Origin of the sequence: Glutamicibacter sp. Je.9.36, from assembly GCF_051129975.1 — a bacterium.
Lineage (GTDB): Bacteria > Actinomycetota > Actinomycetes > Actinomycetales > Micrococcaceae > Glutamicibacter.
Genome location: NZ_JBCPSN010000001.1, coordinates 572,512 through 589,069, shown reverse-complemented (window position 1 = coordinate 589,069; position 16,558 = coordinate 572,512). Strand labels below are relative to the sequence as shown.

The 16,558-nt window shown below is 61.3% G+C and carries 14 protein-coding genes; 9 read left to right on the top strand and 5 right to left on the bottom strand.

Features of this window, described 5'->3' with window-relative positions:
• The first annotated feature begins 299 nt into the window (after positions 1-299).
• The 7 genes from AAZQ98_RS02730 to AAZQ98_RS02700 all read left to right on the top strand — a co-directional run bounded on the left by AAZQ98_RS02730 (position 300) and on the right by AAZQ98_RS02700 (position 8,458).
• The gene (locus AAZQ98_RS02730) at positions 300-1,214 is read left to right on the top strand and encodes a PIG-L family deacetylase (RefSeq protein WP_434689628.1); all 915 of its coding nucleotides are present in this window, start codon (positions 300-302) and stop codon (positions 1,212-1,214) included.
• A complete protein-coding gene (locus tag AAZQ98_RS02725; protein WP_434689626.1) occupies positions 1,214-2,134 on the top strand; it encodes an ATP-grasp domain-containing protein in 921 nt (306 codons plus the stop codon). The genes AAZQ98_RS02730 and AAZQ98_RS02725 overlap by 1 nt, the downstream gene beginning before the upstream one ends.
• Positions 2,131-3,495, top strand: a complete 1,365-nt coding sequence (locus AAZQ98_RS02720; RefSeq protein WP_434689624.1) for a glycosyltransferase — start codon at positions 2,131-2,133, stop codon at positions 3,493-3,495. The genes AAZQ98_RS02725 and AAZQ98_RS02720 overlap by 4 nt, the downstream gene beginning before the upstream one ends.
• On the top strand, positions 3,492-4,802 hold the full coding sequence (locus AAZQ98_RS02715; RefSeq protein ID WP_434689622.1) for a hypothetical protein: 1,311 nt from the start codon (positions 3,492-3,494) through the stop codon (positions 4,800-4,802). The genes AAZQ98_RS02720 and AAZQ98_RS02715 overlap by 4 nt, the downstream gene beginning before the upstream one ends.
• A 408-nt stretch (positions 4,803-5,210) precedes the next feature.
• Positions 5,211-7,457 carry a sigma-70 family RNA polymerase sigma factor gene (locus AAZQ98_RS02710; protein WP_434689620.1) on the top strand — a complete coding sequence of 749 codons (2,247 nt, stop codon included), beginning with the start codon at positions 5,211-5,213 and terminating at the stop codon, positions 7,455-7,457.
• Between the two features lie 71 nt (positions 7,458-7,528).
• A complete protein-coding gene (locus AAZQ98_RS02705; protein ID WP_434689618.1) occupies positions 7,529-8,059 on the top strand; it encodes an ASCH domain-containing protein in 531 nt (176 codons plus the stop codon).
• A gap of 102 nt (positions 8,060-8,161) precedes the next feature.
• Entirely contained in the window at positions 8,162-8,458 is a 297-nt protein-coding gene (locus AAZQ98_RS02700; RefSeq protein WP_105662322.1) for an antibiotic biosynthesis monooxygenase family protein, read from the top strand.
• A 74-nt stretch (positions 8,459-8,532) separates the two neighbouring features.
• On the opposite strand, the gene AAZQ98_RS02695 is transcribed toward AAZQ98_RS02700, so the two are convergent.
• A complete protein-coding gene (locus AAZQ98_RS02695; protein ID WP_434689617.1) occupies positions 8,533-9,930 on the bottom strand; it encodes an MFS transporter in 1,398 nt (465 codons plus the stop codon).
• A complete protein-coding gene (locus tag AAZQ98_RS02690; RefSeq protein ID WP_434689616.1) occupies positions 9,927-10,361 on the bottom strand; it encodes a MarR family winged helix-turn-helix transcriptional regulator in 435 nt (144 codons plus the stop codon). Before AAZQ98_RS02690 ends, AAZQ98_RS02695 begins: the two co-directional genes overlap by 4 nt.
• Before the next feature lie 470 nt (positions 10,362-10,831).
• Between AAZQ98_RS02690 and AAZQ98_RS02685 the strand changes: the two genes are divergently transcribed.
• Together AAZQ98_RS02685 and AAZQ98_RS02680 are read left to right on the top strand one after the other, a co-directional pair.
• Positions 10,832-11,482: a cyclodeaminase/cyclohydrolase family protein gene (locus AAZQ98_RS02685; protein WP_434689615.1), complete on the top strand. Its 651-nt coding sequence runs from the start codon at positions 10,832-10,834 to the stop codon at positions 11,480-11,482.
• Complete coding sequence (locus tag AAZQ98_RS02680; protein ID WP_434689614.1) at positions 11,479-12,366, top strand: bifunctional 5,10-methylenetetrahydrofolate dehydrogenase/5,10-methenyltetrahydrofolate cyclohydrolase; 888 nt, start codon at positions 11,479-11,481, stop codon at positions 12,364-12,366. The genes AAZQ98_RS02685 and AAZQ98_RS02680 overlap by 4 nt, the downstream gene beginning before the upstream one ends.
• A 362-nt stretch (positions 12,367-12,728) precedes the next feature.
• Here the strand turns inward: AAZQ98_RS02680 and AAZQ98_RS02675 are convergent, their stop codons facing one another.
• The 3 genes from AAZQ98_RS02675 to AAZQ98_RS02665 all read right to left on the bottom strand — a co-directional run bounded on the left by AAZQ98_RS02675 (position 12,729) and on the right by AAZQ98_RS02665 (position 16,532).
• Positions 12,729-13,193, bottom strand: a complete 465-nt coding sequence (locus AAZQ98_RS02675) for a hypothetical protein (RefSeq protein WP_434689613.1) — start codon at positions 13,191-13,193, stop codon at positions 12,729-12,731.
• Positions 13,194-13,285: 92 nt separating this feature from the next.
• On the bottom strand, positions 13,286-13,762 hold the full coding sequence (locus AAZQ98_RS02670; RefSeq protein ID WP_434689612.1) for a hypothetical protein: 477 nt from the start codon (positions 13,760-13,762) through the stop codon (positions 13,286-13,288).
• A gap of 250 nt (positions 13,763-14,012) precedes the next feature.
• Positions 14,013-16,532, bottom strand: a complete 2,520-nt coding sequence (locus AAZQ98_RS02665; RefSeq protein WP_434689611.1) for a GcvT family protein — start codon at positions 16,530-16,532, stop codon at positions 14,013-14,015.
• Between the last annotated feature and the right edge of the window lie 26 nt (positions 16,533-16,558).

The following is a 16,558-nucleotide window of genomic DNA, read 5'->3' as shown; positions in this document are numbered from 1 at the left end:
TCTCGGTTGAAACCATTAGTGAGCTGACAGTTGTAGCTCTCACTGCCATCGGTATTGCTTGCTCGCCGATACGCAGTTTCGGAATTCCTGCGAAAGTGCCGTCACGAAGTGAACCCAGGCGCCCTCTAACTCCATGGATCCATTGAATGGGCACTCGTTGATGGCATGAAAGCATGCGCTTTAGGAATCTCCCAGCAATCCGGGCGCAGCATGGGGATGCGGCTTTCTTCCCTATCAGGAGGACCAGAGCCAAGAACGCAAAGGATCCGCTTCTGAACGCTCCATAGAAAGGGAACGTCATGAGTATGTCACTCGCAATCTTCGGCATTGTGGCCTCTATAACCGCGATCTTCAGTGCATTGAGCCGGCGGGGACGACGATGGCTGGTGCGCGACTTTACGCACTACAAGACCATCCTTGTTGTTTGGATTGTTGGCAACTTGGTGTTCGTCGCCGCGGCCTGCTGGCATCTTCTCTCCCAAGAGCAGTCGGACATCGGGGCAGTAGTGGCCATAATGATGGCCATCTCATTGTTGATTTTCTGCCTGTCCATGTTGACGCTGCAACGAAGGCCTCAGAACAACACCCGTCCGAGACGCTTCCTGGCAGTCGGAGCACATCCTGATGATGTCGAGCTGGCTTGCGGTGCGACCATCGCGAAATTGGTCGATGCCGGCCATGATGTTCGTATCGTGGTCATGTCGCAGGGTGAAAGTGGCGGACATGCTCCTCGCAGGATTCAAGAAGCCCGACGCGGAGCCGGTTACCTGGGTGCCCAGTCCCATACGGTGCGGTCCTTTTGCGATACGCGGCTGTCGGAGAATTCCAACCTGATGGTTGCAGCGATCGAGGAGGAAATCGCTGCTTTCGAACCGGATGTCGTGCTGACCCATTCTGCTACTGATATCCACCAAGACCATGAGGCGGTGCACCGTGCAGTAATGCGCGCCGGGAGGCGGCTGCCCTCCATACTCTGCTTCGAGAGCCCCTCGGTGGGCAATGATTTCTCTCCAAGCTTCTTCGTTGACGTCGAGAACTACACCGACGTCAAGGTCGAAGCCATCAAGCTACATGCCGATCAGCGGAACAAGCCCTATATGACCCGTGCGCGGATCGAGTCCATGGCCACTTTCCGTGGCAATCAGGTCAAGCAGCAGCGGGCCGAAGGGTTTGAAGTAATGCGCCTCGTATCAACCACAGTGGGGGATTTCTAATGAAGATCCTAGTCACCGGGGTCGGCGGTCCAGCAGGAAGCTCGCTTGCGCGGCAGCTGCATGCGCGAGGACATAGCGTCATCGGCGCTGACATGGTGCCAACAACTGATCCGCTGCTCGAGGCCTTCCACCAGGTGCCAGCAGCCAGTCACCAGCAGTACCCCACTCGGCTTCAAGAGATTGTTCTCCAGCACTCAGCTGAACTGGTTATCCCGACCGTCAGCGAAGAACTCCCGGTGCTTTCGGCAGGGAGCATCCGAGAGCTGCTGGAATCGGCCGGAGCCCGATTATTGATTTCCTCGAAAGAATCCGTGCTGATCAGCGACGACAAGTACTACACGATGCTGACTTTGCGAGGGGATAACGTGCCCGTCCCCGATTTTGCCCGGATCAACGCTGGCAATGGCGAAGCCTTGGCGCAGTTCAGCCCGGAAGAGCAGATCATCATCAAGCCACGCGTATCGCGCGGAGGACGGGGCGTCCGCTTGGCTACGGCAGGAGACCTCGGGGCAGGCCGTGTACCGGCTGGTACTCGGGATCTTGTGCAGCGCTTTGCCCCCGGACGCGAATTCGCGCCGATGATATTCAGGAACCCTGATTCCGGGGAGATCGAGGCCTGCGTGGTGGTGGAGAAGACCGAGCTGCGCGAGGGGCTCGTGGGCAACGCAGTATCGGTGCGCCGCTGCGAGTCGAATGATCCAATAGCCGCTCATGTTGCGTGGGTGGCCAAGAATGCAGTGCAGTCGCTCGAGCTGGTCGGGCCGGTAGACATGGACGTGCGCCTGGGTGGCGATGGGCAACCGGTGGTGCTCGAGGTCAATGCCCGTTTTGGGGCCAATAGCCAGTCCGCGCCGGAACTGCTGGATGCTGCATTGCGCTTGCTCGGGGTGGCGTCCACAGCGCAAGTTGGCTGTGCATGAGTTCGGCACTCGTTCTTGGCTATTACACACTGACCGCAGTCATCCTTTCCGTCGGTGTGCTCAAGCTGGGGTTGATCCCCTTGGCGTTGCTTTTCGAATGCCGCCGGGGTCTGCTTTTCACCCGGTACGGGAAGCTGTCGTCATTGCCTCCTGGCATCCCGGCAAACGCTATTCTGCGGCCCCGCCGTCGAACCCGGGCGTCGAGACATTTCGGGCAGATCCCGGACTACAGGGTATCGGTAATCATCCCGGCCTATAACGAGGAAGTGGTATTGCGCGCCTGCGTTGAATCAATTGTCCGCAGCAAGGGAAACCTCGCTGAAGTGGTGATTGTCGATGACGGATCCACTGATGGCACCGCACGGCTGATGCATGAGCTGGCTCAGGAGCATCGCCTGGTGCAGGCCATCAGCCAGGAGAACGCCGGCAAAGGCGCGGCACTTAATCGTGGGATTGCCCTCGCGACTGGAGAGATACTGGTTTTTGTCGATGCCGATGGAATTTTTTCGCCGGTGACTATTCCGTGGTTGCTCACTGGATTCCGCGATGTGAAGGTGGGCGCGGTTTGCGGTGATGACCGGCCTGTAAACCTGGACAGGGTGCTGACCAAGATGCTTTCGGTCCTTTCGCATCTGGGAACGGGAGTTGTTCGGCGGGCGCTGTCCCTGATTCATTGCTTGCCGGTGGTTTCCGGGAATATAGGTGCATTCCGTGCTGATCTGGTCAGGGATCTTGGCGGGTTCCGCACCGATACTGTTGGAGAGGACTTGGAATTGACCTGGCGCTTCTATGGTGCCGGATATCGTGTGGCTTTTGAACCACGCGCGATTGTCTTGGCGGAGTCGCCTTCTACGCTGCAGGCGCTGTGGAAGCAACGAGTCCGCTGGGCACGGGGCCTGCTGCAATCGATCAAGATACATTGGCGGATGCACGGCAACCCCCGGTTCGGGCCGTTCGGAGTGTTCCTGCTGTTCAATTTTCTCACGATGGTGGTGGTGCCACTGGCTCAGATCCTGGTGCTTGCCGGATTGCTCTATTTCATCCCGGCCGGGCTGATTACCTTCGGCGGCGAAGAAGAAGCAACCTTAATTGGTCGCACCGCGATGGTGGTCGGTTGGATTGGCATCGGAATCACGCTGGCTTCGGTGGTTCTTGGCATTGCGTTGAACACTGCATGGAGGGATTTGGCGAACCTGTGGACCCTTCCGCTATGGCCGTTCTATGCCACGGGGATGGGGCTCACCATGCTCGCAGCGGTAGCGTTTGAGATCCGCGGGAGGCCCGCCAAATGGAACAAGCTGCAAAGAACCGGTGTCATTTCCAGCGGTGAGTTCTCTGCCATTCTTGGAAGCGGATCATGAGCGCGGCCAAGATGCAGCGTCAACGCCGGAAACTGGCAATGGCAGCCATAGCGGGCTTGGTGACTTTTCTTTTGTTGGCGGCTGCTTGCTACATGACCGGATTCCCCACTTCTGCAGCGCATCAACCGACCCCGACGCCGGACCCCACGGTGGTCGAGCCGATGCCTCCGCAGCATGCCTGCCAAGATTCCCCTCGCGCAGAGGGCACCAGTTCCCCAGGAGACAACCTCGGCATGCGCCACTCCAAGATAGACACCCAACTTCCCCGATTTTCCAGAGTTGTGAACGTCGGTTTTGAAGATATTACCGCCGAAGATCCTGCCCGTATCCCGGAAATTGCCCGTCGATTAAATTCGGTCAGGGCGACAGGAGTATCGCTCTCCATTGGACGTCTCGACTGGGTGGCTTTCCCCTGGCCAGCCCAACGCGATGTCGAATCCAGCGAAGTCACGCAAACCGGGCGGGACTATGTTGCCGAAGCGATTAGTGCCTTCCGCTGCGATGAGCAGGGTAGATCTCGAACAATCTACTTGAATATCGATACCTTGCTGGGCAGAGAGCTGGAGCGCCGTCCATCGCTAGCAGGAATCAACTCCGAGGGGCATCCTTCCAAGAACTGGGCAAGCATTTCGGCGTGGAAAGAGGGTGGACTTGATACCAGGCTTGTCGAGCTGGTTAGTGAAGCCGTTCGGCGCTACGCGCCCGATGGCATTAACGTCACGGAGCTGATGTTTCCCAGCTACACGTTCGGCGAGGATGATTTGGAGAATTTTGCGAAGTTCAGCGAGCGCCCTGATTGGCCGAGGTCGGCTGACGGAACGATTGATTCCACGTCAGAGCAAATTTACCTATGGCGGTCAAACGCAGTCACCTCCATCATGAAGAAAGTGGCTGGAAGTCTGGACGAAACCGGTCCGGTGCTCACCATGGATGTGCGATCACCTGCCAACGGAGATCCAAGGGGACGCCCCGATTCCGGCCAAGACTACGGGCAGCTTCTGAACGTTGTTGACCGCCTGAACATCTGGAATTTTCGGGGCATCGCATCGTCCAATCGGGTTTCGACAGACGAATTGGTGAAGCGGTACATGAAGCAGGAACCTGAAAAGTATTCCTTGGAAATCGGGCTTTGGGAAGGCGCGGGCTCCATAGACAGCAGTTCCGTGAGCAAGGAACTGCGGAATGCCGAGGACCATTCATTGCTGCATGTCTCCGTTACCCCCACTTCGTTAATGGACGACAGCATATGGTCCGCATTGGAGGGTGCTTGGAGCCAGCTTCCTGCTACTCGCCCGGATGCGGACTAGCCGCGGAATCTATGCGAATTCCGGCTCGAAGAAAAAAATCCAGATTAATCCGGATTCTTGCGTCATGATTCCCTTTTCCGCGTATCTAAGTGGTGTACGCGCTGAACTGGGCAACAAGGAATTATGAGGTTTCGAGACGTCCAGTTGTCTTATGGGGAAGATGCTGACGGGTGGGCGAGTTGCAAGCTTGGGGGATGGAGCTCGCCCACCTTTCAGGATTTTCGAACCCATTTCATAGAGATATTGGAAAAATCCTGATAGGTTCTAAAGGATGAAAATGCCGTCCAAAGTCGGGCGGCATTGTCGACGGGGCATTGGTTGCCGTTTGCCGGCTCCGGGGATTGGGGAATCCTTGGGGCGATCGGCGGCGGGTACCGGCGCTGTCGCGTGAAACGTTATGGGGACGTAATGACAATAGATTCTGGGGCACGCTTTGCTGACGTCAGCGATGCAGATTTAATTCGTGGCGTTAGGAACGGAAGCAGCGAGGCCCAGGACCACCTGTATCGACGGCACAGGCAAGTGGCGCTGAACGTAGCGTTTAGGCATACGAACTCTCCTTCCGATGCCGAGGATGTCGTCTCCGAAGCTTTCCTGCGGGTCTTCCGTATCATCGAACGTGGGGCAGGGCCTGATGAGTTCTTCCGCGCCTATTTACTGACCGCGGTATCGCGCGAAGCCTTTTCCAGGAACAAATCAGCCTCAAAGCAGATTACCGTCGAAGACGTCCAGGACTTCCTGCCAGGCGATGCGCACGCGGACGAGGCGATGGAACGACATGAATCCACCTTTGCCATCCTCGCGTTCAAGGCCTTGACCGAGCGCTGGAAGACGGTCCTGTGGCTCACCGAAGTAGAGGAACTGCCGCCGAGAGACGTTGCGCCAATGCTCGGCATGACACCCAATGCGGTTTCCGCATTGGCGGTACGCGCGCGAGAGGGACTGCGCGAAGCCTACTTGGCTGCGCATATGAATGGCCAGTCAGGGTTGCCCGCAAGTTGTTCCGATATTCGTGAACATCTGCCGGCCTTTATCCGCGGAACGCTGGGGAGCCGGAACGAGCGTGGAGTCAAGGCGCACTTGAAGTCGTGCGCGAATTGCGCAGTAGTGTTCGGGGAACTGGACGAAATCGGTGCTACTTTGCGTGCTTTCGTCCTTCCTCTGGTCGTTGGAGGGATTACTGCGCTGGGGATTCCTGCCTCGGGAGGTATTGCAGGAATGGGAGCTTCGGCAGCCACGGCAACGGCTGCTGGTGGAGCTACTGCCGGGACAGCAGCTTCTGTTGCTTCGGGGGCCGGTGTGAGTATTGCAGGAGGTAGTAGCCTGGCCGTTACTTTAGGCGTTGGCTTGGTGGGTGTCGCCGTAACAGCGTCCGCCATCGGTCTGATACCGAAACTGATCGTGCATGATGAAAGAGAATGGGCCGCACCCGAAAGCGCAGTCCAGCCCCAGCTGGAAGGAGTCGAAGCCCCGATGGTTGGGGCCGAGCCATCTGCCGTCATGAGCCGTGCCATGTTCTTGCGGGACCTGACTGGGCGAACCGTTCCTGATGCGAAAGACGAATTAGAATTCACAAACCAAGTGGAATCGCCATCCACGAGGCCGTTTTACCCGCTGTCACATGTGCCAGCGGCAAGACCGTCGCCTGAAGCGACCTCTGAATCTACTTTCGAGCCGACTGCGGAGCCAACGGTGGAGCCTTCAGTCGAGCCGACTGCGGAACCGACTCCGGAACCAACGGTGGAGCCTTCAGTCGAGCCGACTCCGGAACCAACCCCGGAACCAACCCCGGAGCCAACGGTGGAGCCTACAGTCGAGTCGACTCCTGAACCAACCCCGGAGCCGACTCCGGAACCAACCCCGGAGCCAACCCCGGAGCCAACGGTGGAGCCTACAGTCGAGTCGACTCCTGAACCAACCCCGGAACCGACTCCGGAACCAACCCCGGAGCCAACCCCGGAGCCAACGGTGGAGCCTACAGTCGAGTCGACTCCTGAACCAACCCCGGAACCAACCCCGGAGCCAACCCCGGAACCAACGGTGGAGCGTACAGTCGAGCCGACTCCTGAACCAACCCCGGAACCGACTCCGGAACCAACCCCGGAGCCAACGGTGGAGCCTACAGTCGAGCCAACTCCGGAACCAACGGTGGAGCCTACAGTCGAGCCGACTCCGGAACCAACCCCGGAACCGACTCCTGAACCAACCCCGGAACCGACTCCGGAACCAACGGTGGAGCCTTCAGTCGAGCCGACTGCAGAACCGACCCCGGAGCCAACGGTGGAGCCGACTGCGGAACCAACCTCGGAACCAACAGTTGAGCCGGAAGACGACCAAGACGGGTCTGGATTCCAGGTCATCATGGCACAAGAGGAAGGTGGATTCTTTGCGAATTACACCTTCGATATCAGCGGAGCTTCTGAAAGCGATCCAATAAGTTTCGAGGTGCGGCTCAACTGGCTTTGGGTGGATAACATGACGTACAAAGGGAACTGCGTTCCCTCGAACATGCGAGCTAATTCGTTCAGGCTTAGCTGCGAAGGTCCAGTGACAATAAAGCTGAAGCAGTTCTACCTCCTTGGGGGCCGGACTATTGCATTTGAAAGCCAAGGGAATTCGAAGGAGAAGTTCGAATTCAAGATTCCAGGACTCTAGGCGCAGCCCAACCGTCCTCCCATAGCCATTCCAGGGCCATGCGGAATCTGCGTCGCGGCTAGGATCGTTCCATGACTGAAAAATCTCTTCCAGTGTTGCCGCCTGTCAATGCAGAAGCTGCTGAACAGATGTGGTCTGCGTACCTGGAGAGCAAAGGGATTCCGCGGACCAAGGCACCGCACTATGTCGCCGAATCATTCGGTGATCATCCTGCGCTTGCCGATGAGCTTCTGGATGAAATGCTGCACGGAACCAAGCGAGCGACTTCATCTCTGGCTAGCGATTATGCCTATTACAACGAACGTGTCCCGCAACCTGAAGACCACTGCATTGTCTGCGATGGGCAAGGGCAGCCGCGAGCAATTTTGCGAGTACTTTCCGTCGAGCGCTCCTCGTTCTTCGAGGTAGACGCGCAGTTTGCCGCGGCCGAGGGCGAAGGGGATCTGTCGCTGGAATACTGGCGCGCAGAACATGAAAAATTCTGGCGCCGAACGCAGAAATCCATAGGAATCGACTGGAACCCTGAAGACACCGCCAACGCCGGGGGAGAGCTGGTCTTGGAACGCTTTGAAGTTTGCTGGCCACAGGAGCATGCCGACTAGCCGGTCGAACTTCGTCACGCTGGCCTGCGGTCGAGAACGCGCGGGCGTAGGGTGGAGACAGAGGGTTTCCCGTGAAAGAAGCCCGGAAAAGAAAGGTTGAACATGTCGATTGTCGTCATCAATGCCCTATCGGTTCCCGGCGAAGCTGGACCGGAACTGGAGAAGCGTTTTGCTGCTCGCAAGCATTCGGTGGATTCTTCACCGGGGTTCGAAGGGTTCAAGTTGCTGCGTCCGGTCAATGGTGGAGACAAGTACTTCGTGTACACCCAGTGGGCAACCCGCGAGGACTTCGAGAACTGGCGTACCCAGCGCGCTGATGCGGCCCATGCTGGCAGCGATGCCAAGAAGCCAGTGGCCAGCGGCGCTGAGCTTCTCGAATTCGAGATTGTCGAATTCTAGGCGCTGCAGCCTGCGGGCAACGCCCCGATGCCTTCATGGTATCGGGGCGTTATCTGCATCCGGGACCTTTTCGCCTACCTGCGTCCCTTGAACTTGCGCCGTGCCGAATCGGCCAGCAACGCAGCACCCAAGGCGATGCAAAGCAGTGCGCCGATCAAGAAGGTCATGTCGATGCCTTCTGGACTGGCCTCGCCATTGAGTCCGGGGTGGGTGGCGATGATGGCCGCGGAAATCGCCGTGCCGAAGGAAGAACCTACAGTCCGCAGCACCTGGTTGAAACTTACCGAGCTGCCTAGCTCCTTGGTCGCCACGCTGCGGGCGATCAATGCCGGCATGGCCGCATAGCTTGCGCCCATGCCGATGCCGAAGACCAGCATGCTCAGCAAGATCTCCCAGAGCGCCGAGTGGAGCAGCCAGAGCATGGTGCCTGCTGCGGCCATGATGATCGCTCCAATGGGAAGCATGACCTGGATGCCAACGCGTTTGGCAAGTATGCGCACCACGCGGTTGGCAGCCAAGCTGCCGACCGAGAGCGGGAAGATGACAAATCCTGCCCAGAAGACCGGCAGGCTCAGCCCGTAGCCAGTTGCCGCATCTGCCTGGGCTACCAGTGATGATACGGACATGCCGATATACAGTGCGGCGCCCAGGGCGATGGCCGAGATATTGGCCAGGAGGACTTCGCCCTGCTTGAGCGTGCGCAGATTAATCAGCGGGTGGCCAAGGCTGTTTTCTACCTTCACCCAGATGATCAGCACGATGACCGAGAAAGCGCCCAAAGCAAGCGTGGCAGGTGAAGCCCAGCCCCACTTGGGCCCCTCGGATATGGCCAGCAGCAGGGAGGTGAGCCCCAGGGCCAGCAAGCCGGAGCCGGTGTAGTCGAAGGGGCGTTGCTCGGCCTGGGTATCGGGGCCTGCAGGAACAACTTTCCACACCACGCAGATGGTGGCCAGCACGAATAGCGCACCGAACCAGAACGCGTAGGAGTAGTCGAAAATGCCAGCGATGATGCCGGTCAATGGATAGCCGATGCCGATTCCGGAAGCAACCGTCACCGACAAGGTGGAGATGGTGTTCTGCACGTGCTCGGCCGCTACATAGCGCCTGGCGATGGCGATGGTGACCGGAACAATGCCGTAGGACAATCCCTGGAGCACGCGTCCGGCAAGAAACACGCCAAAGCTCGGTGCGGACGCTGCCATGACCGAACCCAGGAACATGGCCGCCAGCGAGACGAGCAGCAGCCGCTTCTTATGCGGTCCGTCGCTGAGGCGTCCCATGATGGGTGTTGCCACGGCGCCGGCCAGCAGATTCACGGTGAGCATCCACTGGGCGGCGGCAATATCGACATTGAACCGCAGGGAAATCGAGGGGACCAGCAGCATGCCCAGCGAGGAGACGATTGCCGTGGCCAGCGCGGCGAAGACCAGCGTGGGCACCAGCGGGCTCTGGCTGGATGCGTTGCGGATCATGGGCGGACCGCGGTATTGATTTTCTTGAGCGCGGGCAAGGCGGAGCGGATCAGGGAACGGTCCTCATCGCTCAGGTTCTCGCCCATGGCCTGGAGCAGCGCGGTCCGGCCGAGCAGGATTTCCTGGTCCAGCTTTTGGCGGCCGGCATCGGTGAGCTGGAACCAGAGCTTGCGGCGGTCGGCCTCATCCCGGTGCCGCTCGATCAGTCCGAGGCCTTCCAATTCCTTGGTCGTCAGCGAGATGGCCTGCTGGCTGACCCCGATGGCCTGGCTCATCCGGGCGGCGCTGGCACGGCCTTCGGTGGCCAAGGTGTGCAGGATTCCCAGTTTGCCCGGGGAGATGGATCGTGCCGTGCGTATCAGGCTCAGCAATGGCAAGAGCACCTCGAGCATTTGCTGGGGAAGGTCTGCGGGCTCGGGATCAATTTCCATAGCTATAGAATACAATTAACTTGTACAAGTTTCTTGTGGGATGCTCGTGAGGCTGGACACTGCCCCGATCCATCGGGCGCGGGAAGGTGGTGCTCGCTCGCTTGGCCCCGCGGTTCGCTGGCATGTCGCCGCTGCAAGTGGTTGTCCAATTGTGCACTCCTGATGGATTCCGGCTCGTGCGGCGCACGCCTGGCCCTGCGCCGGGGCCGCGTGTGCGCCGCAGGGAAAATGCCTTCCGGACCCTGCTGGCCGGCATGGGCAAGACTTGGATGGACTAGTGGCGGATCCTGTCGCGTGGCGCTTGGAGGCCGGGGTGTTCCGGGTGGCAGAAAACCCTTGACCCGCGTTCGGTAGGTGCTCTAGGCTTCAAGATAACCTGATATACCAGTCGGATACCAAGGGTTTCCGGTGGCCTGGACCGTGGTCCTGCGCGCCGGAAATCCCGCCGAACGGTGCAGGGATCAACTTCCATGCGTCCCGAACGAGGGGAAACCCCATTGATCTCCAATGAAACTGTCAGCAGCTACCTTGAGCGGCTTGCCTCGGGCGCCCCGACGCCAGGAGGGGGCGCGGCCGCGGGCCTGCATGCGGCGCAGGCCGCGGCATTGGTGTCCATGGTTGCCGAATTCACTTCCGGACCGCGGTACGCGGACGTCCAGGAGCAGGTCCAGCAGATTTCCGAGCATGCCCGGCTGCTGATGCGCCAGGGGCTCTTCGCCGCCGAGGAAGACGAAAGGCTGTTCGGCGCCCTGGGTGCCGCGTACAAGCTGCCCAAGGAAAGCAGTGAGCAGAAGTCGGAGCGCAGCGCGGCCATCCAAAACGCCACCATCGCCGCCGCCGCACCGCTGGTCTCTACCGTCGAGGCCTCCATTGAGGTCCTCAAGCTGGGCCAGCGCCTGCTGCCCATTGGCAACCGATCGGTCCTCAGCGACGTGGCCGCCGCGGCCGAAGCTGCCCGGGCGGCCTTGGCTACCGCGCTGGCCACCCTGGAAATGAACATCAGCTCAATCAGGGACGTCGCCCAGCGCGACCGGCTGGTCCAGATCGCCAGCCAGGCCAGCGAGGCGATCATCCACGCCGAAGAGCTCAGCGCGCAGGCCCGCACGGTGGTGGCAGCATGACGGCACGCAATCTAGCCGGGCAGCCGGTGGCTGAAGCGATCCGCGCCCGCACCGCAGAACTTGTGGTGGGCCTGGCCAGCGAGGGCACCAGTGTCCGGATCGCAGTCGTGCTGGCCACCGACAACGAGGCCACCGCCTGGTATGTGCGCTCGATCGAACGGGCCGCCGCGCAGCTCGGGGTGGACTGCCAGGTCGTGGATCTGACCGGGTCCGGCCAGGAGCAGCTGTCCGAAGCGATCACCGCCTTGAATGAGGACAGCTCGGTGCACGGAATCATCTTGCAGACCCCGTTGCCGCCAGGGGTGGATGCCGCGGCGCTGGTGGCGCTGATCGACCCGGCCAAGGACATTGACGGGGCCAATCCGCTGAGCCTGGGACGGCTCAGTGTCGGCCAGCCGGCCTTTGCCCCGGCTACCGCACGCTCGGTCATCGAGATCCTGGAGCACTACCGGATCCCGCTGTCCGGGCAGCATGTCGCGGTGGTTGGGCGCTCTGCGGTGGTGGGCAAGCCGTTGGCCCAGCTGCTGCTGCAGCGTGATGCCACGGTGAGCATCTGCCATTCGAGGACCGCCGATCTGGCCCATTTCACGAAGTCCGCCGCGGTGGTTGTCATGGCCGTGGGCAAGGCGAACCTGCTCACCGGCAATGACGCGCAGGAAAGCACTGTGGTGATCGATGTCGGAACCAACGTCAATGCCGAAGGAAAGCTGGTGGGGGACGTCCATGCGGCATCGGTGCGTCCGCTGGTAAGGGCACTGAGCCCGGTTCCCGGCGGCGTGGGCACGGTGACGACGGCGTTGCTGGTCCTGCATGCCGCGCAGGCCGCGGCGGCAAGCCAGCAGGCGGCCCCGGCGAAGGGAGCGCACATGGCCGGACGCCGGTAGCTGGCTGGCCGGTGTTCCGGATTCCGCTGCGGGCAAGCCAGCAGGCAGTGGAACCCTCAACGCCGGAACCGCAATTGCCATGGCGAAGCGAACCACGGGCACGGTGCACGCCGGCGGGGACATGAACTGGGATCTGCCGCCGGCCAGGTGCACCACGTGCCGCCGCCGCATCATCGATTGGGAGGTTGATGATGCGGCGGCTTTCCCATGGGTGCTGTTCCGCGGCGGGCAGGGAAGGTTCTCTGGCAGGGGTTCAGCGCGTGGAGACGCAGTTGATCCCAGCGCGCACTGGCTTCGATTCCATTCCCGGATCCCTTCGCCCAGTTACCGGCAGTCACGCCGGATCAGGGGAGGACAGGTGCCTAGACGGTGGTTTCCAGCGGCCGCTGGGTCCGTGGGAAGGCAGCACCCCAGGAGTCATTCGCATTCTTCATGCCGGGGCACGACGGGATGATGTGCGCTACGGCGGTGTGGTTCCAGAACCTGACGCGCAATTCGACGATCAGCGTCGAAGCAAGCTGCTCGAACAAGTCCCCCATGGTGAGACCTGCCGGAGAGACCTGGACCTTCTTGAGTGCAGGCTGCGGGGTGGTGATATGCAGTATCCGCAGTTCCGAGGTCAGCGGGTCGAGCATTGCCACCAGGGCCGCACGTCCATGGATCGAGACCATTCCCGTGGCGTCATCTGCTGATTCTGTGGCCCGAGTCATCACGATGGGCATTCCGGGAACCCATCCGTACTGCGACAGATGCGTTTTGCCCTCGCGCGTCGCGAGGAAATCCGCGACCCTGAGCGCGGTTTGGGTTCTAGCGATGCGACCTGCCATTTCAGTTACTTCCTTTTCTTGCGCTGGATAAGAAAACAAGCAAGCTCGAAGGAATCGTCACCCGAGAGTGGATTCCTTCACTGGCCGAGGGGCTAAATCAACGTCAGGTCCGCGTGGGCACCCCGGGGATCCTTCGAGGTGGCAGGGATCGGCTCGGTCAATGGCTGGTCCAGCCAATCCATGGTGGGCGAGCTGCCCTTCAACCCAGCGGTTGCGGGAGCATGGATTTCCCTCCCGGCAACGGCGAAGTAGAGGTTTCGCACCTCGAACTGGATGCCGAGCGAGCTTTCCATTTGCGGAAGCAACGTGTCGTTCACGTAGAGCATGATCGTTGGGACATGCTCTTCGCCCGTGGCGGTGCAGGCCAGATTCACGATGAGCTCATTCGGGGATCCGGAAATGCTGCAGTAGGCGGAGTGGACTGCATCCTTCTCTTGGCACAGCCGGGTTGCCAGCGCGGCGACCTGGCTGATCCGGGTGTCCCAGGCCGAGCTGTGAACCGAACTTGCATCTGCGGGAACTGCCAAGGAACCACTCATCATCTGCTCCGCTGTGTTGAGTTGCTTCAATGCCTAATTTATTTAGACAGGCTAACTATTAGATAGGCTACATGTATTCTCTCCAAATGGGCAAGCTGGTTTTTCCCAGACGCGGCTAGAAGGCCAGTGAAGCCAGTGAGTCCAAGAGAGCGCTGCGGCCGCATCAGGCGACAGGGTTGTCAGGGGCATGGGCCAGCCAGCCGGCTGCCGGTGCAGATGGAAAAGGACCGGGCACCGCTCGCATGAGCGGTGCCCGGCCCCGGGTACGTGCGTCTGGCCGCTAGCTGGCCGAAGTGGCCAGCGAAACTCCGCGCAAGCGGTCCATCTGCGGATCGTACAGCGGATCATCGACCACGGTGGCAGCAATCTGCTTGCCGAAGTACTCGATCGCCACCGGGTCACCGGTTTCCACCGAGATCGGCAGCCACGCGTAGGCGATCGGCTTGCGGACCGTGTATCCGTAGGCGGCGCTGGTGACGTAGCCGGAAGGCTTGCCATCCACGTAGACCGGTTCCTTGCCCAGGACCATGGACACTCCATCATCCACGGTCAGGCAGCGCAGGCGCTTGGTGGCCGCCGCGGCACGTTCGGCCAGCGCCGATTTGCCCACGAAGTCCGCGGTCTTGGCGGCCTTCACCGCGAAGCCCAAACCGGCCTGTTCCGGTTCGTGCTCGCTGGTCATATCGGTGCCGAAGGAACGGAAGCCCTTCTCCAGTCGCATGGAGTTGAACGCCTCGCGCCCGCCGGCAATGATGCCGTGCTCCTGCCCGGCTTCGAAGATCGCATCCCAGAGCTTGGCGCTGACATCCGCCGAGGCGTAGAGCTCCCAGCCGAATTCGCCCACGTAGGACAGGCGCATCGCGGTGACCGGGATGCCGGCGATGGAGATCTGCTTGGTGCGGAAGTACTTCAGCCCCTCGTTGCCCATATCGTCGTCGCTGATCTTGGCCATGACCTGTGGAGCCAGCGGGCCCCACAGGCCGATGCAGGAAGTCCCGGCGGTGATATCGCGAACTGACACCCACTGGCCCGGGCTGGCCTCATTGAACTTGCGCGCTTCGCGGTCCAGGTAGGCGACATCCACGTTGGAGTTGATGCCGGCCTGGTAGACCTGCTCGGAGAGCCGGGCCACGGTGATGTCGCTGGTGATGCCGCCGGCATGGTCCAGCAGCAGGGTGTAGCTGACCATGCCCGGGGCACGCAGCATATTCGCCGTGGTCAAGCCCTGGAGCATCGGCCCGGCACCGGGGCCGGTGACTTCCACGCGCTTGAGCGGGGTCATGTCGAACATGGCCACCGCGGTGCGGGTCTTCCAGGCTTCCACCGCGGCAATCGGCGAGTGGAACTTGCTTGACCAGCTGTCGCGCTCCGGGGCCACCCACTCCGCCGGCATTTCATCGAGCAACGCCGCGTTGGCCTCGTACCAGTGCGGGCGCTCCCAGCCGGTGCCCTCCAGGAAGAAGGCGCCCAGCTTCTGCTGGCGGGAGTAGAACGGGCTGGTTCGCACGGCGCGGGGCTTGGTGCGCGGTTCCAGCGGGTGGCGGACATCGTAGATTTCCACGAAGTTCTGCTGCGAGGTCTCGCTGACGTACTCCTTGGTGGTTTGCACGTCCTCGAAGCGGTTCAGGTCGCAGTCGCTCAGGTCCGTCGTGGAGGTGCCGGTGGTGATCAGCTCGGCCACGGCCTTGGCGATGCCCGGCGCGTGGGTGACCCACACGGCCTCGGCCGCGTAGAAGCCGTCCACTTCCCTGGACTGGCCTACCAGCGAGCCGCCGTCCGGGGTGAAGGAGAAGATGCCGTTGAAGCCGCGCTGGATCCGGGTGTTGCGCAGATCCGGCAGCAGCTCCTGGCTGGCTTCCCATTCGGCGGCGAAGTCCTGCGGAGTGAAGTCCAGCGAGGAAGGCATCCGCTCGTGGGTGATCTCTTCCGGGCGGTAGGCCTGCAAGGTGTCCAGGTCCACCGGCATCGGGCGGTGGGCGTAGGAGCCGATGCCGATGCGATCTCCCCACTCGCGGTAGTAGAGGTCGCGGTCCTGGTAGCGCAGGATCGGGCGGCTGGCACCGGCCGGCAGCTCGTTGACTCCGGCCAGCGACGGCGCCGGGGTGCTCCAGGCGAACTGGTGGCCCAGCGGCAGCAGCGGGATCGAGGTGCCCACCATCTTGCCGATGTTCGGTCCCCAGAAGCCTGCGCAGGAGACCACGATGTCCGCTGCGAAGCGCTCCTCGCCGCAGATGACCGCGGCGACCTTGCCGCCGGAGACCTCGATGTCGGTGACGATGGTGCGGTCGCGGAACTCGACTCCCGCGGCCTTGGCGCGTTCCATGACCAGCGCGGTGCCCTTGGCGGCCAGGGCCAGGCCGTCGCCCGGGGTGAACAGGCCGCCCAGGACCTTCTCCGGGTTGAGCATCGGGAACTTCGCCAGGCAGGCGGCGGCGTCGATGACTTCGGCGTCGACCCCGTAGGAGCGGTTCCAGCCGGCGCGGCGATGCAGGTCGGCCAGGCGCTCATCGGTGGTGGCGATTTCCAGCCCGCCCACCGGGAGGAAGGAGCCGCGCCCGTCGGCGCCCACCAGGCCGGTGAGCTTCTCGATGGTGTACTGCGCGAATTCGGTCATGGACTTGGACGGGTTGGACGAGAAGACCAGGCCCGGGGCGTGCGAGGTGGAGCCGCCGGGAAGATCCAGCGGACCCTGCTCGATGACCAGGGTATTGGTGTGGCCCAGCGCGGCCAGTTCGTCCGCGAGGTTGGCGCCGACGATGCCGGCGCCGATGATGAGGATCCGAGGGGAAAGACGGGACATGGGGACTCCTTGAAAGCTGATGGTGT

Excerpts from the sequence above, each read along its gene's own strand:
- AAZQ98_RS02690 (WP_434689616.1), bottom strand. The coding sequence starts at position 10,361 with ATGGAAATTGATCCCGAGCCCGCAGACCTTCCCCAGCAAATGCTCGAG.
- AAZQ98_RS02695 (WP_434689617.1), bottom strand. The coding sequence starts at position 9,930 with ATGATCCGCAACGCATCCAGCCAGAGCCCGCTGGTGCCCACGCTGGTC.
- AAZQ98_RS02725 (WP_434689626.1), top strand. The coding sequence starts at position 1,214 with ATGAAGATCCTAGTCACCGGGGTCGGCGGTCCAGCAGGAAGCTCGCTT.
- AAZQ98_RS02730 (WP_434689628.1), top strand. The coding sequence starts at position 300 with ATGAGTATGTCACTCGCAATCTTCGGCATTGTGGCCTCTATAACCGCG.
- AAZQ98_RS02705 (WP_434689618.1), top strand. The coding sequence starts at position 7,529 with ATGACTGAAAAATCTCTTCCAGTGTTGCCGCCTGTCAATGCAGAAGCT.
- AAZQ98_RS02675 (WP_434689613.1), bottom strand. The coding sequence starts at position 13,193 with ATGGCAGGTCGCATCGCTAGAACCCAAACCGCGCTCAGGGTCGCGGAT.
- AAZQ98_RS02710 (WP_434689620.1), top strand. The coding sequence starts at position 5,211 with ATGACAATAGATTCTGGGGCACGCTTTGCTGACGTCAGCGATGCAGAT.
- AAZQ98_RS02680 (WP_434689614.1), top strand. The coding sequence starts at position 11,479 with ATGACGGCACGCAATCTAGCCGGGCAGCCGGTGGCTGAAGCGATCCGC.
- AAZQ98_RS02715 (WP_434689622.1), top strand. The coding sequence starts at position 3,492 with ATGAGCGCGGCCAAGATGCAGCGTCAACGCCGGAAACTGGCAATGGCA.
- AAZQ98_RS02685 (WP_434689615.1), top strand. The coding sequence starts at position 10,832 with ATGCGTCCCGAACGAGGGGAAACCCCATTGATCTCCAATGAAACTGTC.
- AAZQ98_RS02665 (WP_434689611.1), bottom strand. The coding sequence starts at position 16,532 with ATGTCCCGTCTTTCCCCTCGGATCCTCATCATCGGCGCCGGCATCGTC.
- AAZQ98_RS02700 (WP_105662322.1), top strand. The coding sequence starts at position 8,162 with ATGTCGATTGTCGTCATCAATGCCCTATCGGTTCCCGGCGAAGCTGGA.
- AAZQ98_RS02720 (WP_434689624.1), top strand. The coding sequence starts at position 2,131 with ATGAGTTCGGCACTCGTTCTTGGCTATTACACACTGACCGCAGTCATC.